This is a genomic window from Microbacterium sp. BE35, assembly GCF_031457705.1.
GTDB classification, from domain to species: Bacteria; Actinomycetota; Actinomycetes; order Actinomycetales; family Microbacteriaceae; genus Microbacterium; species Microbacterium trichothecenolyticum.
Map to the genome: position 1 here is coordinate 222,918 of NZ_JAVDXD010000003.1, position 24,909 is coordinate 247,826.

Genomic DNA, 24,909 nt, shown 5'->3' on the forward strand with positions numbered 1-24,909 from the left:
CGGGGCCTCAGGGAGCGGGGGTCGCCTCGCTGCGATCGAGGCACCGGCCGTCGACCGGCAGCACGCTGACGATCGGCGACAAGGCGTCGAGCACGTCGCGGCTCGACACGCCGTCGCCGTTCTCGTCGGCGGTCGTGTCGAGGTAGATCTCCACGGCGGGGGTGCGGCCGAACGTGGTCACGCGGAAGCGCGGCGCATCGGAGTCGTCGATGATCCAGTCGACGCCTGCGACGTCCTGGCAGGGGAGGGTGGTCGGTCCCGGAGGCGCGACACCGCACGTGAGCAGCACCTTCGCCGGATCGCCCCACGCGCCCGTCGCCTGTGCGTCGGTCCACCGGCGCGCCTGACCGCTGACCGTTCCCGGAAGATTCGAGGTGACCTCCGCGCAGAGCGGGTCGTTCGCGGCCTCCGCGGGATCCAGGTCGACGGTGGTGGTGCACCCCGTCACGCCGACGGCAGCCGCCATCGTGAGCCCGAACGCAATCAGGAAGGGGAGAACACGCACCGTTCCAGGCTAACCCGGCGGCGCGGCGGACGACGCCGGCACCGGTAGCGTGGTCGTGTGGTCGACGAGCGCATGGATCCGACGGTGGGCGAGCTCAGCGAGGGGCGCATCCTGCGGCGCATCCTCGAGCGCCTCGGCGAATCGAACGCCCTCGTCGGACCGGGCGACGATGCGGCCGTGATCGCCGCCGCGGACGGCCGCGTCGTGGCGACCGTCGACACGCTGGTCCACGGTCCCGACTTCCGCCTCGCGTGGTCGAGCGCGTTCGACCTGGGCTACAAGGCGGCTGCCGTCAACCTCGCGGACGTCGCTGCAATGGGCGCGACGCCCACCGCCCTGCTCGTCGCCCTCGCCATGCCCGATGCGACACGTCTCTCCTTCGTCACCGGCATAGCGGACGGCCTGCGTGCCGCCTGCCGCGAGCTCGCGCCCGGCTGCCGGGTCGAAGGCGGCGACCTCACGGTCTCCGACACCCTCACGATCGCGGTGACCGCCCTGGGGGCTCTCGCGGGTCGCGCACCGGTGCTGCGCTCGGGCGCCGAACCCGGCGACCTCGTCGCGGTGGCGGGCGACCTGGGACGCGCGGCGCGCGGCCTCGGCATCCTCTTCGAGCGATTCACGGATGCCGAGGGCCACCCGGTCCCGGTCGACGAGAGCCTGCTCGACCACGCGGAGCTCGCCGATCTCGCGGCGCAGCTGCGTCCGTCGCCTCCCGTGTGGCTCGGTCCCGAGGCGGCCGACGCGGGGGCGACGGCGATGATGGACGTGTCGGACGGCCTCGTGCTCGACGCGTCGCGCATGGCCGCAGCATCCGATGTCACCATCGCCCTCGAATCAGCGGTGCTCGGACCCGACATCGCATCGGCACTCGCGGGCGGTGAGGACCACGCGCTGCTGGCGACGTTCCCGGCGGACCGACCGCTGCCGCACGGGTTCGTCCGGGTGGGCGTGGTGCTGGCGCGAGGCCAGGACGCCGTGCTCGTCGACGGCCGGCCTCACGACGGCCGCGGCGGCTGGGACCCCTACCGCGATTGGGATTCCGGCACCGGCTGATCCGGCATCGGCCGGATGCTTCAGATCAGCCGGCGGTGGTCGCCCACCACATCACGGTGTCGCCGTAGCGCTTCGAGCGCGTGGCGACGAGTCCGTCGGGCAGGCTCGGCTCGGGGGAGCGCGTGGCGCGCTCGATCACCACATCGGCCCCGGCGGAGAGGACCGGCACGAGCAGCGCCAGGGTCGAGGACAGCTCGGTCTCGCCGAGGTCGTAGGGCGGATCGAGGAAGACCACGTCGAACGGGCCGCGGGCCGACCGCAGGAAGGAGTCGGCCGACGCGCGATGCACGCGGATCGTGGTGCCGGTTCCCACGGCCTTGCTCACCCTGCCCGCGTTGCGCTGGACGATGGTCGCGGCCCGCGGGGACTTCTCCACGAGGTCGGCACAAGCCGCACCGCGACTGACCGCTTCGAGCCCGAGTGCGCCCGAGCCGGCATAGAGGTCGAGCACGGCGGCGCCGCGGAGAGCGTCCGCGGACTCCAGTGCGCCGAACAGGGACTCGCGCACACGATCGCTCGTGGGCCGGGTGCCGGCCTCGGGCACGTCGAGCATGAGCGAGCCCGCACGGCCGGCGATGATGCGCGTCACCCTCCCACGATATCGGCCCGCCCCATGCGGCCCGGTCGTGCGCGCCCCTATGATCGCGAGTGGGGGAGCCCGGAATCGATGGGGGTCGAGATGAATCGCAGCGGGACCAGGGTTTCATCGGCGGTGATCGCGTTCGTCGCGGCTGCATTCGTGCTCGCGGGATGCGCGAGCGGCGGCGGATCTCCGACGACGTCGCCGACGACTTCGGCATCGCCTTCGGCGTCTCCGAGCCCGTCGTCGACACCGACGCCGACCGAGCCCGCACCGGTCGCGCTGCCGACCGACTGCAACAACCTCGCGACGCCCGCGACGTGGCAGGCGGCGGTCGGTGACATGACGCTGCAGAGCAACGGTGAGGGCTTCGTGCGGCCGGCTCCCGATGGCGCGACGCTCGCGCTGGGCTGTGACTGGATCGTCGGCGATGCGACCGGAATGCTGCTGCTCATCAGCATCGCGACGCCGGAGGCCGTCACCGCCGCGGTCGCCGACCTCCCCGCACAGGGCTACACATGCCAGGTGTCGGATGACTTCGGTGCGGAGTTCTGCGTGCTCCCCGGACAGGGGACCGACACCGAGGAGATGATCGTCGCGCGCGACGGGGTCTGGATCTACCTCTCCACGGTGAACCGCAACGGGCGCGCGTTCCTCTCCGAGATCGTGGAGTCCATCTTCGGCTAGCGCACGGGACGTCGCCGGTCGCTCCTAGACTCGTGGCGTGGCCTCCTTCACCCTCGACTCGAGCCTCGGCGGCGCGATCGGCGGAAAGACCGCGGCGGCCCTCGAGCGCGCATTCGGCATGACGACCGTCGGCGATCTGCTGGTCCACTATCCCCGCCGCTACGCGCGCCACGGCGAGCTGACGCCGATCTCGACACTGCCGCTCGGCGAGCCGGTGACCATCGTCGCCGAGGTTCGCCGCGTCAGCGAGCGGCGCATGAAGAACCGGAACGGGTCGCTGCTCGAGGTCGTGATCAGCGACGGCAACGGCGAGATGTCGCTGACGTTCTTCAACCAGTCGTGGCGCGTGCGTGACCTGCAGCCGGGCAGGCAGGGGATCTTCGCGGGCAAGGTGGGCATCTACAAGGGTGTCCAGCAGCTCGCCCACCCCGACTACGAGCTGTTCGAAGATGCCGACACGGCGAGGCTGAAGGTGCAGGCGAACGCCAATCTGCCCATCCCGATCTACCCGGCGACGAGCACGGTCGCGAGCTGGCAGCTGCAGAAGATCGTCGAACTCGTCCTCGACGGACTCGGCGAGGTGCCCGAGCCGCTCACCGACGAGCTGCGCGCACGGCACGGCCTCATAGAGGCCCGGTCCGCCATCGAACACATCCACCGCCCCACCGACTTCGAGCAGATCGACCCCGCGCGCGCCACGCTGCGCATGCAGGAGGCCTTCGTCCTGCAGGTCGCGCTCCTGCAGCAGCGGCAGTTCGTCCGTGCGCTGTCGGCGACCAAGCGTGCTCCGGGAACGCTGCTCGAGCGATTCGACGAGGGCCTGCCGTTCCCACGGACCCCCGACCAGATCACGGTCGGCGACGACGTCGCGCGCGACCTGCAAGGCGACTGGCCCATGAACCGCCTCGTCCAGGGCGAGGTCGGCTCCGGCAAAACGCTGGTCGCGCTGCGCGCCATGCTCCAGGTCGCGCAGTCCGGTGGTCAGTCCGCCCTGATCGCGCCGACCGAAGTCCTTGCCGCGCAGCACGTTCGGTCGATCGCACGGATGCTGGGGCCGAAGCTCGCCCCCGAGCTCATGCCCACGCTCCTCACCGGGCAGCTCCCGGCGGCCGAACGCCGCAAGGCGGCGCTGCGCGCCGCCTCCGGACAGGCGCTCATCGTCGTCGGGACGCACGCGCTCCTGAGCGAGAGCACGACCTTCGCCGACCTCGGTCTCGTCGTGGTCGACGAGCAGCACCGCTTCGGCGTGGAGCAGCGCGAGTCGCTGCGCGCCAAGGGGTCGTCACCCCATGCGCTCGTGCTGACCGCGACGCCCATCCCGCGCACTGTGGCGATGACGGTGTTCGGCGATCTCGACGTGTCGACCATCCGCACCATGCCCGCCGGCCGCGCGGGCATCGAGACCTTCGTCGCGCCGCTCGCCGAACGTCCGGGCTGGTTCGCGCGGGTGTGGGAGCGCGTCGCCGAAGAGGTCGCCCAGGGCCGGCAGGCGTTCGTCGTGTGCGCCGCCATCGACGCCGAGAAGCTCACCAAGGACGACACCGCCGACGAGCCCGCCGGCGACACGGGAGGCGAGGCGAGCCGGACCCGCTGGGGCGTCGTCCAGGTCGCCGACCTGCTGTCGCGGCATCCGTCGTTCTCGGAAATCCGCGTCGAGGTCCTCCACGGCAAGATGCCGTCGGACGAGAAGGATGCGGTCATGCAGGCCTTCGCCCGTGGCGACATCGATGTGCTCGTGGCGACGACCGTGGTCGAGGTCGGCGTCGACGTGCCGAACGCCTCGACGATGGCGATCCTCGAGGCCGATCGGTTCGGCGTGTCGCAACTGCACCAGCTGCGCGGACGCGTGGGGCGCGGCGGAATCCCGGGGCTCTGCCTGCTCGTGACAGAGGCTCCGGTCGGCAGCCCCGCCCGCGAGCGCGTGGAAGCCGTGGCCTCCACCCTCGACGGCTTCGCCCTTGCGGAGATCGACCTCGAGCTGAGGGGCGAGGGCGATGTGCTCGGCGATGCGCAGTCCGGGGCACGGTCGTCGCTGCGACTGCTGCGGGTCGTGAAGGACGCGGACATCATCTCCGAAGCGCGGGTGGCGGCCGAGAAGCTGCTCGCCGAGGATCCCGCACTGCTGCGGCATCCCGGGCTCGCCGCCGCTCTCGAGCGCAACGTCGGCATGGCGGAGCGCGCGGCGCTCGCCAAGAACTGACGCGTCGGAGGCCCTGGGGACGGCCCACTAGGCTGGACCGCATGAGCAGCCGGATCGCCGTCGTCCCGGGATCGTTCGATCCGCCGACCCTCGGTCATCTCGACGTGATCCGGCGCGCCGCCTCGCTGTACGACGAGCTTCATGTGCTGGTCGTGCACAACCCCGGCAAGGAGGCGATGCTCCCCATCGCGCAGCGCCAGTCGCTGCTCGAGCAGTCGATCGCGGAGGCCGAGATCGAGGGCGACGTGATCGTCGCCTCGTGGAGCATGGGCCTGCTGGTGGACTACGCGACGGATGTCGGGGCCGGCGTGCTCGTCAAGGGCATCCGGTCGCAGGTCGATGTGGCGTACGAGACGCCGATGGCGATCGTGAACCGCCACCTCGCGCACGTCGAGACGGTGTTCCTGCTGCCCGATCCGGCGCACGCCCTCGTCTCGAGCTCGCTGGTGCGGCAAGTCGCGTCGCTCGGGGGAGACGTGTCGCCGTTCGTGCCGCCGGCCGTGGCGCGATTCCTCGACACCGGCGCGCGCGGCATCTGACCAGAAACCGCGGCTAGGCTGGAACCGTGGTCAGAAAGCATGTGACGGGTCCGTTCGTCCTCCCGATCCGAGACATCGCCCACCGTTCCGGAGAGATGCGCGAGCACACCATCGAGGCCCCTGCTCCCGAGAAGTGGGGCGAGGGACTCGTCTCGGTCGCCGAGGGCGAGCCGGTCGTCATCGACGTGCGCCTCGAGTCGGTGCACGAGGGCATTCTCGTGTCCGGAGAAATCGACACCGAGTACGCCGGCATCTGCAGTCGCTGCCTCATCGACATCGCCGAAGGGCTCAAAGTCGAGTTTCAGGAGCTTTTCGCGTATCCTGGGGAGGAAGAAACTGACTTCGAGGTTCAAGACGACCACGTGGATCTTGAAACTCTGGTCAGGGAAGCGGTCGTCCTGTCGCTTCCGTTTCAGCCGGTGTGCCAGCCGGATTGCCCCGGACTAGATCCGGTCACGGGTGAGCGACTGGCCGAGAACGCCGGAACGCCGCAGAGCGGGCCTCTCGATCCACGATGGGCCGCGCTCCAGGACTTCACCACGAGCCACGACGACGATGCACCGCGCCCCCGCGGTTGACAGCGGCGTCGAGAACACAGAAGAGAGCTAGCCATGGCAGGTAACCCCCCGAAGCGGAAGGTCTCCCGCTCCAACACTCGCTCGCGTCGCGCGCAGTGGAAGGCCGAGGCCCCCACGCTCGTCAAGACCGTCGAGAACGGCAAGACCGTCTACAGCCGTCCGCACCAGGCGAAGGTCGTCACGGACTCGCAGGGCACCGAGCTGTTCCTCGAGTACAAGGGCCGCAAGGTCGCCGACGTCTGATCGTCGCGCACGGTCTGACGTGACAGACGTCGCAGCGGAGCGGAACACGCTCTCAGACCTCACACAGAAGCTCGGAGTCGATATCGACCCCGAGCTTCTGTCGCTGGCGCTGACACATCGTTCCTGGGCGTATGAGAACGGACAGGTCCCGCACAACGAGCGTCTCGAGTTCCTCGGGGACTCCGTGCTCGGCCTGGCTGTGACGGTGCGTCTGTTCACCGGGCATCCCGAGCTCGAAGAGGGCGCACTCGCGAAGCGGCGCGCCAGCGTCGTCTCGACGGTGGCTCTCGCCGAGATCGCCCGGGGCATCGGCCTGGGTGCGCACCTCAGGCTGGGCCGCGGCGAGATCCTCACCGGCGGACGCGACAAGGACTCGATCCTGGCCGACACCATGGAGGCGATCTTCGGGGCGACATACCTGTCGAACGGATCCGATGCCGCCACCGGACTCGTGCTGCGGCTCGTCGAGCCGCTGCTCGCGGACCCGGAGCGCTACGGTGCGGCGATGGATCCGAAGACGGCGCTGCAAGAGCTCGCCGCGCACGCCGGGCTGCTGCCCCCCGCGTACGAAGTCACCTCGACGGGACCCGACCATGACCGGCGCTTCACCGCGACCGTGACGGTGGGCGAACTCTCGGCGGAGGGCGCGGGCACGAGCAAGAAGCATGCCGAGATGGCGGCCGCGCTCACGGCGTGGCGCGCACTCAGCGGGCGTGCCTGAGCTTCCCGAGGTCGAGGTCGTCCGCGCCGGCCTCGCCCCTGCCGTGACCGGCGCGCTCGTGGTGGGCGTCACCGTGCTCGACGAACGCGCGCTGACGCGACACACCGGCGGCGGCTCCGACTTCGAGTCGCGGCTCACCGGGCGTGTCGTCAGCGCCGCCGCCCGGCGCGGCAAATTCCTGTGGCTTCCGCTGCGGTCGGACGCTGATGGCACTCCCTCCGAGGAGGCGGTGATCGGCCACCTCGGCATGAGCGGGCAGATGCTTTTGCGTGCTCCGGGCGCCCCCGCTGAGCGGCACGAGCGCGTGCGCATCGACCTCGCACATCCGACGCACGGCGAGCTCTCGGTCGTCTTCGCCGACCAGCGCACGTTCGGCTCGCTCGCGATCGACGACCTGATCGCCACGCCCGACGGCGCACCCGGCGGTCACGGGTGGGGCGAGGCATCCGTCCCCGCGCAGGTGGCGCACATCGCACGCGATCCTCTCGATCCGGCGTTCTCGGATTCCGGGTTCCGGCGTGCCCTCGCGCGCAAGGACTCGGCGATCAAGCGCGTGCTGCTCGACCAGACGGTCGTCAGCGGAGTCGGCAACATCTACGCCGACGAGTCGCTGTGGGCCGCGCGCATACACCCCGAGACGCCCGCCCGCGCTCTGCCGACCCGCGCCGTGAACCGCCTGCTCGGCGAAGTGCGCCACGTCCTCGATAAGGCGCTGGCAGAAGGCGGCACCAGTTTCGACGCGCAGTACGTCAACGTCAATGGGCAAGCGGGGTACTTCGCCCACTCGCTCAACGCGTACGGCCGCACCGGAGAGCCGTGCCCCCGGTGCGGCCGACCGATCGTGCGCGTGTCGTTCACGAATCGCTCGAGTCACTTCTGTGCGCATTGCCAGCGAGTGCCGCGCCCGGGTGTGGACGAACCGAGCACGGCACACGACTGAGTCGACTCCGGCGGACGCCGGAGATCAGAGTTCGAGCACCTTCTTCCATGCGCCGGCGTACGAGGCGGGCACGAAGCCGATGGACTCGTTGATGTCGAGCATGTGGCGGTTCTCCTCGGCGTTGAACGTCGAGACCCGCGGCGACTCCGGTACCAGGTCGCGCCAGCGCAGCAGGTTCGCGCACTTGACGATCGTTCCGAGGCGATGGCCGCGGTGCTCTTTCACGACGAGCGTGCCGTACTGCTGCGTCGCGCCGGAGCGGTCCTCGCCGATCACGAGCTCGTTGTATGCGGCGACCCGCCCCGTCGGCACGTGGAGCACGGCCGCGACCGAGACAGTGAGCCCCTGTGCCTTGAGACGGGCATCGCGGCGCTCGACCCGCGCCGCGTCCCAGTGCTGCTCGTCGATGACGAGGCCGCCGGCCGGCACGTCGGTGGACATGCGGGACAGCGCGTAGGCGAACCCGTCGACGTACTCCGGCGGCGTCGGCGACGTCCACTGGATCTGCCGGTACTCCTCACCCGCGACCGCGACGGCGTCCGCGAGCATGCGCTGCACGAGGGCGAGGTCGCCGGTCAGATCGAACACGCTGTTGCGCTCCACCTGCTCGAGCGTGAAGCCGCTCGCCAGCTGGAACTTCGTCTGCGCGTCGTCGGCAGGGACGGCGCCCCAACCCGTGGAGGGCTGAAGGCGCGGGCCCGCAGCATCCGGTCGATGCAGTGTCCATGTCTGGATCGTGGCGAGGCCGCGCTCGCGCGCCTCCCGCTCGACCTCGGCGAGGAGCCGCTCCTCGAGACCACGACCGCGGTGCGGCGGATCGATCATCAGGTCGAACTCGATCGTGCTGGCATCCGCCTCGTTCGAGATCATGAGCTTCACGGCCCCGAGCACCTCGTCAGCCCGCAGTGCGGCGAAGCCGAGCTGCGTCCAGTCGGTCTGGTCCTGCCAGAACCCGAGCACCTCGTCGGGCTCCTCGTGCAGGTAGTCGTGTCCGGCGTCCTCGAGGCAGACCGCGTTGTCGATCCGCACCATCTCGAGGAACACGCGGGCATCCGGGGCGTCCGCCGTCTCGGGGACGACGATCCGCTGGACGGTCACGACGCCGGTTTCGGCCAGGTCAGTCATCGAGCACCTTCTTCCATGCACCTTCGTACGCGATCGGCACGAAGCCGATCGCCTCGTTGATGTCCAGCATCGGCCGGTTCTCCTCTGCGTTGTAGGTGATGACGCGCTTCGAGTCCGGCGCGATCTCGCGCCACGACAGGAGCCCCGCGCACTTCACGAGCGTTCCGAGCTTGTGCCCGCGGTGCTCCTTGAGGACCAAGGTGTCCTCCTGGTGCGTCGCCTCGGTGTGATCCTTGCCGATCACGAGCTCGTTGAACGCGCACAGCGCACCGGTCTCGATGTGCTGTGCCGCCGTGACCAGGATCGTGCGCCCGGACGAGGTGTATCGCCCGTCGTGCTCGGCGATGCGCGCAGCATCCCACGTCTCCTCGTCGAATTCGAGGGCCGCGGCGGGGGCATCCGTCGACATGCGGGACTTCATCCAGGCGTAGCCGGCGACATACTCGTCGGGGGTCGGCGCAGACCACTGGACGACGCGGTAGGCGGGCGATGCGGCCTGCGCCTCGGCGAGGAGTCGCTCGACGCCGGCGAATGAGCCCGTCAGGTCGAAGGCGCTGTTGCGCTCGACCTGTTCGAGCCTGTATCCGTGCCGGAGGTAGAACCGGGCGACGTGGTCCTCGGGGATCTCGCCGAAGCCGGTGGGCGGTGCGAGCTGCGGGCCGGGCGCGGCCGGGTGCTCAGCCCACGACTGCAGCACGGTGCGACCGTGTTCGCGGGCGGTGCGCTCGACGAGCTCGTAGGCCGCGGATCCGATGCCACGGCCCCACGTCTCGCGCAGCAGCTCGATGAGCCAGAACGCGGCGGTCGAGCCGTCCTCGTGCGGGACGTCGAGGCCGACGCGGCCGACGATCGCGCCGACGTCGACGATCACCCAGCTGAGCCGGGTCTCGTATTCGGAAGGCCGGTAGTGGGGGAGCAGCTCGTCCGCGGTGATCCCGTGGTCGTCGTGCCCGGAGATCTCGCGGTAGATGAGGTTGCGCACGCGCACCATCTCCACGAAGTCGGCGGCATCCGGTGCGTCGATGGAGGCGGGTACGACGAGGGGGCGGAACTCGAGCCCCGTGAGGGTGGTCATGTCAGTGCGTCCTTGCATGTCGTGTGGTCGGGGGTGGGGGTCCGCCGCCCGCATGCGGGCGGCGGACCCGGTGGCCGTCACGGCCGGGGAGCGAGGCTGGCCTCGCGGAGGTAGGCGCGTTCACGCTGCGCGGTGGCCTCCTGATGCCGGTACGTCTGAGCGTGCCGGCGGCGGTCGTCCGCGAGCCGCGGCGTGCGGGTGCTCCACAGCAGCAGCCGCACACCCAGGTGAAGGGCGAGGCGGTCCAGGAGCGATGTGCGGGTGTCGCGGCTCGGGAGCCGCAGCGTATCGGGAAGGCCCGAGCGGCGCTGCGGCGCAAGGAGAGTATTCATGAGCGTTCTTTCCGGTTGTGGAAGGGATGCCTCGGGCAGGCGCCGGAGGCGGGGGATGCCGTGCCGCAGCACGACGGGAGGTGGTTGCAGGGGGAGAGCGCTCAGCACCGCGAAGCGGGTGCGGCGCAGCAGACGGTCGTCGCCCGAAAACGGGCAGACTCGTCCCCTGCGGGGATCAGATGGCGGCGGGGAAGCGGCCGCTCAGCACAGCGCCGAAGGAGACGGTCCCCGACGCGACGGCACGAATCGCTCCGCCATCACGGGCGGCGATTCCGGTTGGAGTCATCAGCATCATCGGGGGACCTCCTTTCTCGACTTCAGACGCAGAGAGTGACGTTAGCGGGTGCGGGATACCCGCGTCAAGCTTTCTCGCAGATTCGGTGATCTCATGGCGTGTCGCGGCATCCGGATGCCGCTCGGCCGGTCCTCCCGGCAGCGGAGGCTTGCTCGGGTAGCGTAGGCGGGTAAACGACCGGGGTGGAAGGCGAATCCATGCACCTGAAGAGCGTGACGCTCAAAGGGTTCAAGTCGTTCGCCCAGCCGACGACCTTCGCCCTCGAACCCGGCGTGACCTGCATCGTCGGTCCCAACGGCTCCGGCAAGTCCAACGTCGTCGACGCGCTCGCGTGGGTGATGGGGGAGCAGGGCGCCAAGACGCTCCGCGGCGGGAAGATGGAGGACGTCATCTTCGCCGGCACCGCGACGCGCGGGCCGCTCGGCCGGGCCGAGGTGCAGCTCACGATCGACAACAGCGACGGCGCCCTTCCGATCGAGTACTCCGAGGTCACGATCAGCCGCACGCTGTTCCGCAACGGCTCCAGCGAGTACGCGATCAACGGCGAGTCCTGCCGCCTGCTGGACGTGCAGGAGCTGCTGAGCGACTCCGGGCTGGGTCGCGAGATGCATGTGATCGTCGGACAGGGTCGCCTCGACAGCGTGCTGCAGGCGACGCCCGAAGACCGCCGTGGCTTCATCGAGGAGGCGGCCGGCATCCTCAAGCACCGCCGTCGCAAAGAGAAGACCCTGCGAAAGCTCGACGCGATGGAGGCGAACCTCACGCGGCTCAGCGACCTCGCGGGAGAGCTGCGCCGGCAGCTCAAGCCGCTGGGGCGTCAGGCCGAGATCGCCCGTGAAGCGGCGACGATCGCCGCGGTCGTGCGCGACGCGAAGGCCCGTCTGTTCGCCGACGAGATCGTGGGCCTCCGCGCCGAGCTCGCCTCGCACGCGCACAGCGAGCAGGAGCGGCATGCCGAGCGCATGGTGCTGCAGGATCGGCTCGACAACGCTCGCGTGCGCATCGAGCAGCTCGAGAGCGACCAGCGATCCGAGAGCGTGGACCAGGCGCGCCGCGTGGCGTTCGGGCTCGAGCGGGTGCAGGAGCGCCTGCGCGGTCTGTACGCCCTGGCCGGTCAGCGACTCGCACTCCTGGGCGACGCCGAGGACGAGGACCGCATCGAGTTGACGACGGTCTCGCAGGCGATGATCGACGAGGCACGCGCCGAGATCGACGTCGTGTCGGACGGCCTCGGCGCCGCACAGGATTCCGCCGCCGAGGCGGCGCGCGGCGTCGTGCGCGCCCGCGCCGAACTCGACGCGCTCGACGTCGACATCGCCGCGCAGAGCGCGCTGGTCTCGGACCACGACATGCGCATCACCGCGCTGCGCGGTACCGCGGAGGCTGCGTCATCCGCTCTCGCTGCCGTGCGCGCCGCGGTCGAGCGTCAGCAGAAGGCGCTGGATGCCGCGCTCGCACGCCGTGCGGAGGCCGAGGAGATCCTCGCCGGCGTCGACCCCGACCTCGTTCCCGAGGAGTCCTCGGCCGATCACGCAGCGGCGTACGACCGGGCGCAGCGCGACGCCTCGGAGTCCGAGGCCACGGTCTCCTCGCTCCGTGAGCGCCTGCACGCCGCGGAACGCGAACGTGAGGCGCTTACGGCGCAGACGGCAGCGCTGAGCCGGGCGCTCGATGTGAAGAACGGCGCCTCGTCGCTGATCGCGGACGGGCGCGACGGCGTCCGCGGGCTGGTCGGCGACGCCGTGCAGGTCAAGCCGGGGTTCGAGGCCGCGATCGCGGCGGTGCTGGGACCGATCGCCGAAGGCGTCCTCGTCGAAGACCGCGACAGCGCGTTCACGTTGGCGGACGCCGCGCGCGATGCCGAAGCCGGTGTCGTCGACATCGTGATCGCCACCGCGAGCGTGATGGGTCCGCCGTTCCCGTCGCTGCGCGGTGTGGTGCCGGCACGAGAGGTCGTGACGGCTCCTGAGGGCGTGCTCGCCCTGCTGTCGTACGTCATGGTGGCCGACGATCTCGATACCGCGCGCGACGCCGGTCCCGCGTTGGCGAATGCCGAGCTGGGCGGCCCGATCACCCTCGTCACCCGCCGCGGCGAGGTGTACACCGAGTACTCGCTCCGCGCGGGCGCGGGGGCCTCGCGATCGCGACTGGAGCTCGCGGCGGAACGGGATGCCGCGGCCGACCGCCGCGACGAGATCGCCGTCGTGGCGGACTCGCTGCGCGCCGCGCTGGCCGACGCGACGCGCGAGCTCGAGTCGGCGCGCCTGCGCACGAAGACCGCGCTCGCGACCCTTCGCGAGCACGACGCCGCTCTTGCGGCCCACGCCGAGCAGGTCAACCGGGCGACGCTCCGGCATGAGGCCGCCGTCGCCGAGTGCGATCGACTCGCCGCGGGGCTCGCCCAGGCGGCCGCGGCCGTCGCGGAGGCCGAGGCGTCGGCGCGGTCCGCAGACGACCAGTTGACCTCGGCACTCGAAGCCCCGCGTCCGATCCTGGACGCCTCCGCGCGCGAGGGCATGCTCGCGGCGCTCGAAGAGGCTCGCGACGGCGAGATGCGCTCTCGCCTCGACGTCGAGACGCTCCGCGAACGAATCCGGGCGGGCGAAGCGCGGGTGGTGGCGCTCGAGCGCCAGCGTGAACGTGAGCGCGATGCGGCGGCAGAGGCGGCGCGCCGCGCCGTGGTCCGTCGCGCGCAGCGCGAGATCGCCGCGGGCGTCGCGGGGCATCTGCCCGCCGTCATCGACTCGGTCGACCGTTCCCTCGCGCAGGCCCGTGCCGAGCTCGCCGCTGCGGAGTCGGAGCGCACGGCGGTGACGGCCGAGCTCGCCGAGCTCCGCGCACAGGAGAGCGGGGTGCGGGAGCGGCTGGCAGGGCTGACGGAGAGCGTTCACAGCCTGGAGCTGCAGATTCACGAGAAGCGTCTCCATGTCACCGGCCTTCTCGAGCGGGTGCAGTCTGAGCTGGGACTCGACGAGAACATTCTTGTTTCGGAATATGGTCCGGATCAGCCCGTTCCCGTCGATCCGGTCGCTCAGCCGCTCCGAGATGCGGGCGCCCCCGAGGGCGCAGCTGGGCCCACGCGGCCCGGGCCTCCGGGCGACGCGCCGGCGGCGCCTGGAGGGGGCGTGGGGACCGTTCCCTACGATCGCCCGCAGCAGCGCCGACGCCTGCAGGAGGCCGAGCGCAAGCTGGCGCAGCTCGGCCGGGTGAACCCGCTCGCGCTCGAGGAGTTCGAAGCGCTCGAGCAGCGTCATAAGTTCATGACGGAGCAGCTGGCCGATCTCACCCAGACGCGCAAGGACCTGCTCACGATCATCGAAGAGCTCGACGAGCGCATGCAGACGATCTTCCTCGCTGCGTTCGAAGACACCAAGGTGGCGTTCGGCGAGGTGTTCCCGATCCTCTTCCCTGGGGGCACCGGCTCGATCGCGCTCACGGATCCGGACTCGCCCCTCACCACGGGGATCGAGGTAGCCGTCCGGCCCGTGGGCAAGAAGATCGAGCGGCTCTCACTCTTGTCGGGCGGCGAGCGGTCGCTTGCGGCGGTGGCGCTGCTGACCGCGATCTTCAAGGCCCGCCCGAGCCCGTTCTACATCCTCGACGAGGTCGAGGCCGCCCTCGACGACGCGAATCTCGGGCGCCTCCTCGGCGTCTTCGAGCAGCTGCGCGCCTCGAGCCAGCTCATCGTGATCACGCATCAGAAGCGCACGATGGAGATCGCCGACGCGCTCTACGGCGTCTCGATGCGGCAGGACGGCGTGTCGGCCGTGGTCGGCCAGCGCATCGCAGAGCGCGTGGCCTCGTGAGCGGACCCTAGGCTTAGAGGCATGGCAGAGAGCTCCTGGTCGCTCGGACGCGCGCTGCGCGGAATGTTCGTCAAGCCGACCATCGACGAGACGACGTGGGAAGACCTCGAGACCGCGCTGCTCACCGCGGACTTCGGCCCCGACATCACGGAGCGCATCGTGGACGAGCTGCGCGAGAAGGTGGAGCGCTACCGCACCACCGACCCGAGGGACCTCCAGCGGATGCTGAAGGAGACCCTCGAGGAGCACTTCGCGAAGTTCGACACCACGTTGCGTCTCACCGAGCGACCGGCCGTCGTGCTGGTCGTCGGGGTCAACGGCGTCGGGAAGACGACGACGATCGGCAAGTTCGCGAAGTTCCTGCAGCGCTACGGCCGATCGGTGGTGGTGGGCGCAGCCGACACGTTCCGGGCCGCGGCGGTCGACCAGCTCGCGACGTGGGCGGAGCGCGGCGGCGCGACGATCGTCCGGCCGCAGCAGGAGGGCCAGGATCCGGCATCCGTCGCCTTCCAGACGATCGAGTACGCCAAGAGCACCGGTACCGAGATCGTGCTCGTCGACACCGCCGGACGCCTCCACACCAAGGGCGGGCTCATGGACGAGCTCAGCAAGATCCGGCGCGTCATCGAGAAGCAGGCGCCCATCAGCGAGGTGCTCCTCGTGCTCGATGCGACGACCGGACAGAACGGCGTCATGCAGGCGCAGGCGTTCCTCGAGCACGCCGGCGTCACCGGCCTCGTCCTCACGAAGCTCGACGGATCGGCGAAGGGCGGCTTCGTCCTCGCCGTGCAGGAGCGCACCGGGATCCCGGTCAAGCTGCTCGGCCAGGGCGAGGGCATCGGCGACCTCACGGGCTTCACTCCGCACGTCTTCGCGGCATCCCTCGTCGACTGAATCGCGGTGGAGATCCGACCGAATCCGCGCCATGCCGGGGTCGGACTATCGCGGACGCGCTCGTTGCGGTTTCATGGGGTCATGGCGATCGAGCACGACTACTTCGGACTCCTCGAATCGGGGCCTGACGGATCGATCTTCTGGTCGGAGAACGTCGAACTGGGAGACCAGTCCGTCACGGTGGATCTCACGGCTCCCGACCAGGACGACGTCTCGGAGGCGGCTCTCGACGTGGCCGCAGCGCTCATCTCCGCGATCGAGGACATCGACCGCAGCGCCCGCAATGCGATGGTGAACGAGCTGAGCGACCGCACCAGCGAAGTGACCGAGTACATCCTGCAGCAGCAGGAGGCGCTCGGCGACGCGCTCGAAGACACGCTCGTCGACATCTCGGGCGATGTGCACATCGACGTGATCCGCTCGCTGCAGCTGATGAGCATGACGATCCTCGCCGACGAGCACGGCGGCTCCGACCCGTTCGCCGTTCTCGAGTACGCACTCGACCCCGACGCCACCGACGACGTGCTGCTCGTCAACCTCGACTCCGACGGCGGCGTGCTGTCGGTGACGAGCGCCGACTAGCGTCCGCCCGCCCTCAGACCGCCTGCGCGAACCCGCGGTCGACGTGCACGTCCTCCGCGATGTGAGCGAGATGGGACGGAACCTCGCGGCCTTTCGAGATCATCGACTGCGCCCAGAGGCGGCCCGCGCGATACGACGAGCGCACGAGCGGTCCGGCCAGTACGCCGAGGAACCCGATGCGCTCGGCCTCCTCCTTGAACTCGACGAACTCCTGCGGCTTGACCCAACGCGCCACCGGCAGGTGGCGAGGCGAGGGCCGCAGGTACTGGGTGATCGTGATGATGTCGGTGCCCGCCGCGTGCAGGTCCTCGAGAGCCTGCACGACCTCTTCCGGTTCCTCACCCATGCCGAGGATCAGGTTCGACTTGGTGATGAGGCCGGCATCCCGGGCCTGCGTGAGGACGTCGAGCGAGCGCTCGTACCGGAACGCAGGGCGGATGCGCTTGAAGATGCGGGGCACCGTCTCGACGTTGTGCGCGAACACCTCGGGGCGGCTGTCGAACACCTCGCCGAGCAGCGACGGGTCGCCGTTGAAGTCGGTCGCGAGGATCTCGACGCCCGTGTTCGGGTTCGCGGCGTGGATGGCGCGCACCGTCTCGGCGTGCAGCCATGCGCCTCCATCGGGCAGGTCGTCGCGGGCGACGCCGGTGACCGTGGCGTAGCGCAGGTTCATGCGTACGACGCTCTCGGCGACGCGGCGGGGCTCGTCGGTGTCGTAGTCGGCGGGCTTGCCGGTGTCGATCTGGCAGAAGTCGCACCGGCGGGTGCACTGCGAGCCGCCGATGAGGAACGTCGCCTCCCGGTCCTCCCAACACTCGTAGATGTTCGGGCAGCCTGCTTCCTGGCAGACCGTGTGCAGCTCCTCGGTCTTCACGAGCGAGTGCAGCGCCTGGTACTCCGGCCCCATCTTGGCCCGGGTCTTGATCCACTCCGGTTTGCGCTCGATCGGCGTCTGCGCGTTACGGACTTCGAGACGAAGCAGCTTGCGCCCGTCGGGAGCGGACGAGGGGGCGGATGCCGAGCCCGGCGTGCCACAGGCGCTCATGCCGGCACCCCCGCGAAGTCGTCGGCGAAGACCCGTGACACGGTGTCGATCACGTCGCTCGGGGAGATGTCGGCGCCGACGATCTCGCTGACGGTCGTGACCCCGGCATCCGTGATCCCGCACGGGATGATCCCGCGGAACCCTGCCAGCGAGTTGTCGCAGTTCAGCGCGAAGCCGTGCATCGTGACCCCACGCTGCACGCGCACGCCGATGGCCGCGACCTTGTCCTCGCCGAGCGGGCGCCGCACCCACACTCCACTGCGTCCTTCGACCCGGTAGCCGTCGACGTCGAACTCGTGCAGCGCGTCGATCAGCAGCTGTTCCAGCCGGCGCACATGGGCGACCACGTCGACCGGCTCGGCGAGGCGGACGATCGGGTAGCCGACCAGCTGGCCGGGTCCGTGCCACGTGATCTTGCCGCCGCGGTCGACGTCGACGACCGGCGTGCCGTCGGTCGGCCGCTCGTGGCGCGCGGTGCGCGCCCCCGCGGTGTAGACCGGCTCGTGCTCGAGCAGCAGGAGCGTGTCGGACCGGGTCCCCGCGACGATGTCGGCGTGAAGGCTGCGCTGCAGCGCCCAGCCGTCGAGATACGGCACGTAGTCGGGGGAGAGGCCGACGGTCTGGATGTCGAGCATCGTGCTCCTTCGCTGTTCGCTGGTGGCGATTGATGGATCGCGTCCAACAATACATCCGCCGTGCGCGGTGACGCCGATCCCCTGGCATCGCCGGGCGCGCGCCGAAAGCGGCCAATAGGGTGGGCTTCATGTCCACCGAGCCGCGCGCGGGGCGCCCCAAGGCGTCGTCGCGCGAGACCATCGCCGAGGCCGCCTGCGAGCTCTTCCTCGAGCAGGGGTACGAGCAGACGTCGATCGTCGACATCGCCCGTCGTGCCGGAGTCAGCCGATCCAGCTTCTTCAACTACTTCTCATCGAAGTCGGACGTGCTCTGGGCAGGACTCGACGAAAGGCTCACGGTCTTCGAGCAGCGCCTCGAAGAAGCGGATGGAACGGATGCCCCCGCCGCCGTTCGCGCCGCGACGCTGGGCATCGCCGAGTCCTTCGCGCCCGACAGCCTCGCCCTCGGGATCGTGAACGCCGGTGCGATGGGTCTGGAGGCGGAGTACGAGCGCGATGCCGCGCTGCGGCGAGCGCGTGTGGCGCGAGCGGTCGCTGCTCGCCTGCTGCTCGGCGGCGCCGACCGCGTTCGCTCCGAGGTCGCCGGAGCGGCGTGGGGCGGCGCGGTGCTCGCCGCCATCGAGGCGTGGGCGCACGACGGCGCCGGACGCACGTCGCTCGTCCGCTTCCTCTCCCTCGCGGCCGACGCGGCGTCACCCGTCTCGTCGACGGCTCCGGTCGGCGACGTCGCTCAGCTTCGCGTCGTGGTGCAGGCGGCGGCGTTCGACCAGACCCTCGCGTTCTATCGCGACGTCGTCGGAATGCCGCAGGCCGAGGCGTACGAGGCGGACGGCGGCGCGCGAGTCGCGATCCTCGCGGCCGGTCGCGCGACGCTCGAGATCGCCAATCCCGCCCAGGTGGACTTCATCGACCGCGTCGAGACCGACGGCGATGCTCCGAGCGACCGGATCCGTCTGGCCCTCGAGGTGGCCGACACCGCGACCACCGCGTCACGGCTGGCCGACGCGGGCGCCGAGATCGAGGCATCCGCGCGCGAGACGCCCTGGCGCTCGGTCAACGCGCGCCTGCGCGGCCCCGCCGGGCTGCAGCTCACGCTCTTCCAGGAGCTCGGTCCCGCCGACTGACCACCCGCTGGACGGCGTTCCTCCGGAGTCCTCTGGCAGCCGGATCGGAGACGGTGCACGATGGTGCCCAGCGCACATCGTCGTGGGAGGTCATCGTGGAATCGGCATCCGCACTCTCCATGCACTGCTCCGTCGCCCTCATCGGCGCGACGGGATCGGGCAAGACGATGCTGGCGGAGGCGCTGCTGCACCGTTCGGGAGCGATCTCGCGGCGGGGGGCGATCGAGCAGGGCACGACCGTGTGCGATCACGAACCCGAGGAGATCGCGCGGCATACGACGCTCGGGCTGACACCCGCGTGGCTGTCGTGGCGTGTCGGCGACGCGGACTGCGGAGTCACCCTCCTGGACACACCCGGGCACCCGGACTTCGCGGGCGCCGTGGACGCCGCGCTCGCGGTCGCCGATGTGGCGGTGCTCGTGGTCAGCGCCATCGACGGCGTGACCGCCGGCGCCCGGACCGCGTGGGCCGCCGCGGAGGGCGCGGGCGTGGCTCGGGTGGTCGTCGTGACGCAGGAGGACCGCGCGCGAGCGTCGTTCCGGGGAGTGCTCGACCAGCTCCGCGGCGAGTTCGGCGACCGCATCTGGACGCTGGAGCTGCCCGTCGGGGAGGCGCAGTCGTTCCAGGGCGTCGCCGACGTCCTCACGGAGCAGGCCGTGCTCTACGACGCCGACGGCGGCCGGCACGAAGAACCGGTGCCCGCCGACCTCGCAGAGGAGGAGCATCGCCTGCATCAGGCGGTCACCGAGGAGATCGTGTCGCGGGACGACGACCAGCTCGAGGCGTACCTCGAGGGACGCGAGCCGGCGGCAGCCGAACTCGGGCGCACGCTCGCCCGCACCGTGGCCGCCCGCGACGGCGTGCCCGTCGTCGTGTGCTCCGCCATGACCGGGGCGGGCGTCGACCGCGTGCTCGATCTCCTGTGCGAGCTCGCCCCCGCCGTGTCGCAGCGTGACAGCAGCATCATTCTCGGCGTCGACGAAGACGGCGGGGGAGGCAGCGAGCACAGCGTCGCACCCGAGCCTACGGGCGACAAGCTGGTCCACGTGTTCCGCACCGTGGCAGACCCGTTCGTGGGTCAGATCGCGATGCTCAAGGTGCTCTCCGGCGTCCTGCGACCCGGTGATCGCCTGCGCAACGCCACGACGGGCGTCGAGGAGCGGATGCCGGCGCTGTTCCGGCTTCGGGGGGCCGACCACCTGCCGGTCGACGCGCTGCGAGCAGGTGAGATCGGCGCCGTCGCGAAGCTCGCCGGCACGCCTTCGGGTTCGCTGCTGTGGAGTCGGCCTCAGATGAACGCCCGCCCCGCGCGCCTGCCCGCCCGGCCGCCGGTGTTCGCGATGAGCCTGCAGCCGGTGTCGCAGTCGGACGACACGAAGCTCACGACAGCGCTCGGCCGCCTCCTCGCCGAGGACCCCACGCTCGTCGTGGATCGCGTCGGGCCCGACACGATCCTGCGCGGACTCGGCGACACGCATGTGGCCGTCGCCGTCGAGCGGCTCGCTCGCGTGCTCGGCGTGCATGTCACGACCGGCCCGGCGCCGGTCGCCTACCGGGAGACGATCGCGCACGGCGCGGTGGCCGAGGGGAAGCTCAAGAAGCAGTCTGGCGGACACGGGCAGTTCGCAGTCGTCATGCTGCGGGTCTCCCCGCTTGCTCCCGGAGGGGGTTTCGAGTTCGTCGACTCCGTCGTCGGCGGTGCCGTTCCCCGCTCGTACATCCCGGCCGTCGAGAAGGGCTCACGTGACGCGCTTGCTGCCGGAGGCACGCTCGGGCACCCGGTCGTCGACGTTCGCGTCGAGCTGTACGACGGCAAATCGCACTCGGTCGACTCCTCGGAGATGGCCTTCCGCACCGCCGCGGCCATGGGTGTCAGGGCGGCGCTCGCGCAAGCGGGTGCCGTTCTGCTCGAACCCGTTTCCACGGTCGTCGTCCTCGTGCCTGCGGCTGAGCAGGGGCAGGTCTTGACGGACCTGTCGGGACGCCGAGGTCGCGTGGTCCAGTCTGAGACGGACGCAGACGGACGCACCCGCGTCGTTGCGATCGTTCCGGACGCGGAGCTCGCGCGGTACGTGCTCGACCTGCGCGCTCTCACTGGTGGTCAGGCAGAGCTCACGCTCACCCCGTACGGCTATGAGCGGGCACCGGAGGGTGCTCGCAGCTGAACGAACCGGGCGTCGAGGACGAGGCGACACCGCACGGCGAAGCATGTGGCGCGCTCCCGTAGAATCGGGGGATCATGGCGACTTTCGGCACCCTCTCCGACCGGCTCACCGAGACCTTCCGCAACCTCCGCACCAAGGGCAAGCTCACGCCCGCGGATGTCGACGGAACGGTCCGCGAGATCCGGCGCGCCCTGCTCGACGCCGACGTGGCGCTGCCCGTCGTCAAGGAGTTCACCGCCAAGGTGCGCGAGCGTGCGCTCGGCGACGAGGTCAACCGGGCTCTGAACCCGGCCCAGCAGGTCGTGCAGATCGTCAACGAGGAGCTCATCGCGATCCTCGGCGGCGAGCAGCGTCGCCTGCAGTTCGCCAAGAACCCGCCGACCGTCATCATGCTCGCGGGCCTCCAGGGCTCCGGAAAGACGACGTTCGCGGGCAAGCTCGCGAAGATGCTCGAAAAGGACGGCCACACGCCGCTTCTCATCGCCGCCGACCTCCAGCGGCCCAACGCCGTCAACCAGCTGCAGGTCGTCGCCCAGCGCGCCGGTGCCGCGATCTACGCTCCCGAGCCGGGCAACGGCGTCGGCGACCCGGTCAAGGTCGCCAAGGACGGCGTCGAGGTCGCCCGCCGCCAGCAGCACGATGTCGTCATCATCGACACCGCCGGCCGGCTCGGTGTCGACAGCGAGCTCATGAAGCAGGCCGCGGACATCCGCAAGGCGACCGATCCCGACGAGGTCCTCTTCGTCATCGACGCGATGATCGGTCAGGACGCCGTCAACACGGCGAAGGCGTTCCAGGACGGCGTCGACTTCACCGGTGTCGTGCTCTCGAAGCTCGACGGCGACGCCCGTGGTGGCGCCGCTCTGTCGGTGGCGTCGGTGACCGGACGCCCGATCATCTTCGCGTCGACGGGTGAGGGTCTTGACGACCTCGAGGCGTTCCACCCCGACCGCATGGCGTCGCGCATCCTCGACCTCGGCGACATCCTCACCCTCATCGAGCAGGCACAGCAGGCGTTCGACGAGGAGGAGGCGCTGAAGGTCGCCGAGAAGCTCGCGACCGAGACCTTCACCCTCGAGGACTTCCTTGCGCAGATGCAGCAGATGCGCAAGATGGGCTCCATGAAGAAGATGCTCGGGATGCTCCCGGGCATGGGGTCCATGAAGGATCAGCTCGAGAACTTCGACGAGCGCGAGATCGATCGCACCGAGGCGATCATCCGCTCGATGACGCCTGCCGAGCGCCGCAACACGAAGCTCCTCAACGGCTCGCGCCGACTGCGCATCGCGCGGGGTTCGGGCATGACCGTGACCGACGTCAACCAGCTCGTGCAGCGATTCGACCAGGCCGCGAAGATGATGAAGACCGTCGCCCGCGGCGGCGTGCCGAACATCCCCGGCATGGGTCCGATCCCGGGCGCCGGGCGTCCGGGCACGTCGTCCAAGCGCGGCAAGCAGCAGAAAGCCAAGGGCTCGCGTTCGGGCAATCCGGCGAAGCGCGCCGCAGAGAACGCCGGCATCGCAGCTCAGGCCGCGGAGGCGCCGACCGGATCCGGCTTCGGGCTCGGCGGCGGTGGCGCGAAGGGCGCGCCGACCGAGGCGGACCTCGCCGAGCTGCAGAAGATGCTCGGCCGCGGCTGACATCGGAAGCCACAGTCCCCACGTCACCTGCACGCGCCGCCGGCGCGTCGCCCGGAGTCTCCGGGCGCGTGGGCCCGCGTGCGGGCCGCCGCATCCGCGCACTCACACGTCTGCGCAGGATCAGTGGCCGAGCGCGGCGAGGTGCTCGCGCAGGGTGGGGCCCGAACGGAACTCGCCCACGAGGTGACGTACGACCTCACGGAGGTCCCCGTCCGCGGCTTCGGCGATCGCGAGCTGACGCGAGTAGCTCGCGCCATCGCTGAGGATGGTCTGAATCCCTTCGAGCTCGCGGGCGCACTTCAGCTCGACGGCGATGTCCCCGACCTCCTCCAGGGTTTCGCGGAGGTGTTCCACGACGGGGCGCTGCGTGCCCAGGTGATCCACGATCACGCGGGCCTCGAGGCCGTACCGGGCAGCCCGCCACTTGTTCTCGCGGATGAACCAGGGCTGGATCGTCTCGAGCGGAAGCCCCGCGTCGAGGCGTCGCGACAAGTGCTCGACCAGCACCTGGACGAGCGCGGCGACCGCGGCGAGCTCCGGGAGCGTCGACATCCCGTCGCAGGCACGGACCTCGATCGTGCCCCAGCGGGGGGCCGGGCGGATGTCCCACCGCACCTCGGTGGCGTCCTCCATCACGCCCGTCTTCACCATGTCGTCGAGGTAGCCCTCGAACTCGCTCCAGTCGTGCAGCGGCCAGGGGAGTCCCGCGGTGGGCAGCTGCTGGAAGACGAGGGCGCGGTTCGATGCGTACCCGGTGCGGTCACCCGCCCAGAACGGACTCGACGCCGACAGCGCCTGGAGGTGGGGCAGGTAGACGGCGAGGGCGTTGATGATCGGGAACACCTTGTCGACGTCGTCGACGCCGACGTGCACGTGGATGCCCCAGATCATCATGTTGCGACCCCACCACTGGGTGCGCTCGATGAGCTTGTGGTATCGGGTCTTGTCGGTGACGCTCTGGTCGTACCACTGCGCGAACGGATGGCTGCCGGCGCACAGCAGATCGATGCCGTGCGGGTCGGTGTAGGTGCGCACTTCGGCGATCGCGTCGGCGATGTCGTCGACGGCGGCGGCGACCGTGTCGCCGATACCGCTGGTCAACTCGACGGTGTTGGTCAGCAGCTCTCCGGTCACCGTGTAGCGCTCCAGCGTCGTTCGCTCCTCGAGCGCGGCGAGAAGCTCGGGCCCGCGCGGGATGAGGTCTCCGGTCGCGGTATCGGCGAGCATCAGTTCCCACTCGAGACCGACGGACGATCGGGCGGATGTCGCGAAGGGCACCGTCATGGGCACAGTCTGACACGGGGACCCGCCGCACCCCCTTGGTTCACGGCATGGTTCGTCATCTGGCAGAATAGAGGGCTGGACCACACGCTCGACCCTCTATCCAGCGTGATGTCCTCCTTCAGAGCTTCCGCCGGGTGTGCACCCCACGCTCCAGGCGACCGGTTCAATCACTTTCCACACATTCAGGAGAATCGTGGCTGTCAAGATCCGTCTCAAGCGCCTCGGCAAGATCCGTGCGCCCTACTACCGCATCGTCGTGGCCGACTCGCGCACCAAGCGCGACGGTCGTGTCATCGAGGAGATCGGCAAGTACCACCCCACCGAGGAGCCCTCGTTCATCGAGGTCGACTCGGAGCGCGCGCAGTACTGGCTGTCCGTCGGCGCCCAGCCGACCGAGCAGGTGCTCGCCATCCTCAAGCTGACCGGCGACTGGGGCCAGTTCAAGGGCGACAAGAACGCGGTCTCGACCGTGAAGACCCGTGAAGACAAGGCCGCCTTCGAGGTCGACGCCTCGAAGAAGTCGGTCGTCAAGCCGAAGGCTGAGAAGAAGGCTGAGGAGCCCGCCGAGGCTCCCGCCGACGAGGCGACCGACGCGGCCGACGCCGCCGCCGAGTCCGCCGAGTAATCCGTTGCTCGCCGCCGCGCTCGAACACGTCGTCAAGGGGATCGTCGATCACCCGGACGACGTCCGCATCGACTCGTCCACGTCGCCGCGAGGCGACGTGCTCGAGGTGCACGTCCACCCCGACGATCGGGGTCGCGTGATCGGGCGCGGCGGCCGCACGGCCAAAGCCCTGCGCACCCTCATCTCTGCCCTCGCCGACGGCCGCCGCGTGCGCGTCGACGTCGCGGACGACTGAG

The 24,909-nt window shown here is 70.3% G+C and carries 25 protein-coding genes; 16 read left to right on the forward strand and 9 right to left on the reverse strand.

Going from position 1 to position 24,909, the window contains the following annotated elements:
- Positions 1-7: 7 nt before the first annotated feature.
- Complete coding sequence (locus tag J2Y46_RS12390; RefSeq protein WP_245619540.1) at positions 8-505, reverse strand: DUF3515 family protein; 498 nt, start codon at positions 503-505, stop codon at positions 8-10.
- 72 nt (positions 506-577) lie between these two features.
- On the opposite strand from J2Y46_RS12390, the gene thiL reads away from it, so the two are divergent.
- A complete protein-coding gene (gene thiL / locus J2Y46_RS12395; RefSeq protein WP_396653192.1) occupies positions 578-1,558 on the forward strand; it encodes a thiamine-phosphate kinase in 981 nt (326 codons plus the stop codon).
- A 25-nt stretch (positions 1,559-1,583) separates the two neighbouring features.
- Here thiL and rsmD read toward each other — a convergent pair whose 3' ends face one another.
- Both rsmD and J2Y46_RS12405 read right to left on the reverse strand, forming a co-directional pair.
- On the reverse strand, positions 1,584-2,147 hold the full coding sequence (gene rsmD / locus J2Y46_RS12400; protein WP_045297919.1) for a 16S rRNA (guanine(966)-N(2))-methyltransferase RsmD: 564 nt from the start codon (positions 2,145-2,147) through the stop codon (positions 1,584-1,586).
- Between the two features lie 47 nt (positions 2,148-2,194).
- Positions 2,195-2,482, reverse strand: a complete 288-nt coding sequence (locus tag J2Y46_RS12405; protein ID WP_310242649.1) for a hypothetical protein — start codon at positions 2,480-2,482, stop codon at positions 2,195-2,197.
- On the opposite strand from J2Y46_RS12405, the gene J2Y46_RS12410 reads away from it, so the two are divergent.
- The 7 genes from J2Y46_RS12410 to mutM all read left to right on the forward strand — a co-directional run bounded on the left by J2Y46_RS12410 (position 2,481) and on the right by mutM (position 8,046).
- Positions 2,481-2,825, forward strand: a complete 345-nt coding sequence (locus J2Y46_RS12410; protein ID WP_310242652.1) for a hypothetical protein — start codon at positions 2,481-2,483, stop codon at positions 2,823-2,825. The genes J2Y46_RS12405 and J2Y46_RS12410 overlap by 2 nt on opposite strands.
- 37 nt (positions 2,826-2,862) lie before the next feature.
- Positions 2,863-5,025, forward strand: coding sequence for an ATP-dependent DNA helicase RecG (locus tag J2Y46_RS12415; RefSeq protein WP_310242654.1), 2,163 nt, complete (start codon positions 2,863-2,865; stop codon positions 5,023-5,025).
- Between the two features lie 41 nt (positions 5,026-5,066).
- Positions 5,067-5,564 carry a pantetheine-phosphate adenylyltransferase gene (coaD, locus tag J2Y46_RS12420; protein WP_045297915.1) on the forward strand — a complete coding sequence of 166 codons (498 nt, stop codon included), beginning with the start codon at positions 5,067-5,069 and terminating at the stop codon, positions 5,562-5,564.
- Between the two features lie 95 nt (positions 5,565-5,659).
- Positions 5,660-6,142 carry a YceD family protein gene (locus J2Y46_RS12425; RefSeq protein WP_396653183.1) on the forward strand — a complete coding sequence of 161 codons (483 nt, stop codon included), beginning with the start codon at positions 5,660-5,662 and terminating at the stop codon, positions 6,140-6,142.
- Positions 6,143-6,175: 33 nt separating this feature from the next.
- Positions 6,176-6,385, forward strand: a complete 210-nt coding sequence (rpmF, locus tag J2Y46_RS12430) for a 50S ribosomal protein L32 (protein WP_045297913.1) — start codon at positions 6,176-6,178, stop codon at positions 6,383-6,385.
- 19 nt (positions 6,386-6,404) lie between these two features.
- Entirely contained in the window at positions 6,405-7,106 is a 702-nt protein-coding gene (gene rnc, locus J2Y46_RS12435) for a ribonuclease III (protein ID WP_310242658.1), read from the forward strand.
- A complete protein-coding gene (gene mutM, locus J2Y46_RS12440; protein WP_045297911.1) occupies positions 7,099-8,046 on the forward strand; it encodes a bifunctional DNA-formamidopyrimidine glycosylase/DNA-(apurinic or apyrimidinic site) lyase in 948 nt (315 codons plus the stop codon). Before rnc ends, mutM begins: the two co-directional genes overlap by 8 nt.
- Before the next feature lie 24 nt (positions 8,047-8,070).
- Here mutM and J2Y46_RS12445 read toward each other — a convergent pair whose 3' ends face one another.
- The 3 genes from J2Y46_RS12445 to J2Y46_RS12455 form a co-directional block, all read right to left on the reverse strand.
- Positions 8,071-9,171 (reverse strand): GNAT family N-acetyltransferase, encoded by a 1,101-nt coding sequence (locus tag J2Y46_RS12445; RefSeq protein WP_045297910.1) that lies wholly within the window; start codon positions 9,169-9,171, stop codon positions 8,071-8,073.
- Positions 9,164-10,246, reverse strand: a complete 1,083-nt coding sequence (locus tag J2Y46_RS12450) for a GNAT family N-acetyltransferase (RefSeq protein ID WP_310242660.1) — start codon at positions 10,244-10,246, stop codon at positions 9,164-9,166. The genes J2Y46_RS12445 and J2Y46_RS12450 overlap by 8 nt, the downstream gene beginning before the upstream one ends.
- A gap of 77 nt (positions 10,247-10,323) precedes the next feature.
- Entirely contained in the window at positions 10,324-10,578 is a 255-nt protein-coding gene (locus J2Y46_RS12455; protein WP_045297908.1) for a hypothetical protein, read from the reverse strand.
- A gap of 492 nt (positions 10,579-11,070) precedes the next feature.
- Here J2Y46_RS12455 and smc point away from each other — a divergent pair, with 492 nt between their 5' ends.
- The 3 genes from smc to J2Y46_RS12470 all read left to right on the forward strand — a co-directional run bounded on the left by smc (position 11,071) and on the right by J2Y46_RS12470 (position 16,155).
- Positions 11,071-14,679: a chromosome segregation protein SMC gene (smc, locus tag J2Y46_RS12460; RefSeq protein ID WP_310242662.1), complete on the forward strand. Its 3,609-nt coding sequence runs from the start codon at positions 11,071-11,073 to the stop codon at positions 14,677-14,679.
- Between the two features lie 21 nt (positions 14,680-14,700).
- Positions 14,701-15,573, forward strand: coding sequence for a signal recognition particle-docking protein FtsY (gene ftsY, locus J2Y46_RS12465; RefSeq protein ID WP_045297906.1), 873 nt, complete (start codon positions 14,701-14,703; stop codon positions 15,571-15,573).
- An 81-nt stretch (positions 15,574-15,654) separates the two neighbouring features.
- Positions 15,655-16,155: a DUF2004 domain-containing protein gene (locus J2Y46_RS12470; RefSeq protein WP_045297905.1), complete on the forward strand. Its 501-nt coding sequence runs from the start codon at positions 15,655-15,657 to the stop codon at positions 16,153-16,155.
- A 13-nt stretch (positions 16,156-16,168) separates the two neighbouring features.
- Here the strand turns inward: J2Y46_RS12470 and lipA are convergent, their stop codons facing one another.
- Both lipA and lipB read right to left on the reverse strand, forming a co-directional pair.
- Positions 16,169-17,200, reverse strand: coding sequence for a lipoyl synthase (lipA, locus tag J2Y46_RS12475; RefSeq protein WP_045297904.1), 1,032 nt, complete (start codon positions 17,198-17,200; stop codon positions 16,169-16,171).
- Positions 17,197-17,835 carry a lipoyl(octanoyl) transferase LipB gene (gene lipB / locus J2Y46_RS12480; protein ID WP_045297903.1) on the reverse strand — a complete coding sequence of 213 codons (639 nt, stop codon included), beginning with the start codon at positions 17,833-17,835 and terminating at the stop codon, positions 17,197-17,199. Before lipB ends, lipA begins: the two co-directional genes overlap by 4 nt.
- 128 nt (positions 17,836-17,963) lie before the next feature.
- On the opposite strand from lipB, the gene J2Y46_RS12485 reads away from it, so the two are divergent.
- From J2Y46_RS12485 to ffh, 3 genes are all read left to right on the forward strand, one after another.
- Complete coding sequence (locus J2Y46_RS12485) at positions 17,964-18,959, forward strand: TetR family transcriptional regulator (protein ID WP_310242665.1); 996 nt, start codon at positions 17,964-17,966, stop codon at positions 18,957-18,959.
- A 95-nt stretch (positions 18,960-19,054) separates the two neighbouring features.
- Positions 19,055-21,124 carry an elongation factor G gene (locus J2Y46_RS12490; RefSeq protein WP_310242667.1) on the forward strand — a complete coding sequence of 690 codons (2,070 nt, stop codon included), beginning with the start codon at positions 19,055-19,057 and terminating at the stop codon, positions 21,122-21,124.
- 74 nt (positions 21,125-21,198) lie between these two features.
- A complete protein-coding gene (gene ffh / locus J2Y46_RS12495) occupies positions 21,199-22,764 on the forward strand; it encodes a signal recognition particle protein (RefSeq protein ID WP_310242669.1) in 1,566 nt (521 codons plus the stop codon).
- Positions 22,765-22,884: 120 nt separating this feature from the next.
- Here the strand turns inward: ffh and J2Y46_RS12500 are convergent, their stop codons facing one another.
- The gene (locus J2Y46_RS12500; protein WP_310242670.1) at positions 22,885-24,048 is read right to left on the reverse strand and encodes a glutamate--cysteine ligase; all 1,164 of its coding nucleotides are present in this window, start codon (positions 24,046-24,048) and stop codon (positions 22,885-22,887) included.
- 193 nt (positions 24,049-24,241) lie between these two features.
- On the opposite strand from J2Y46_RS12500, the gene rpsP reads away from it, so the two are divergent.
- Together rpsP and J2Y46_RS12510 are read left to right on the forward strand one after the other, a co-directional pair.
- On the forward strand, positions 24,242-24,673 hold the full coding sequence (rpsP, locus tag J2Y46_RS12505; RefSeq protein WP_045297900.1) for a 30S ribosomal protein S16: 432 nt from the start codon (positions 24,242-24,244) through the stop codon (positions 24,671-24,673).
- A gap of 4 nt (positions 24,674-24,677) precedes the next feature.
- A complete protein-coding gene (locus tag J2Y46_RS12510) occupies positions 24,678-24,908 on the forward strand; it encodes an RNA-binding protein (protein WP_045276246.1) in 231 nt (76 codons plus the stop codon).
- Position 24,909: the final 1 nt, after the last annotated feature.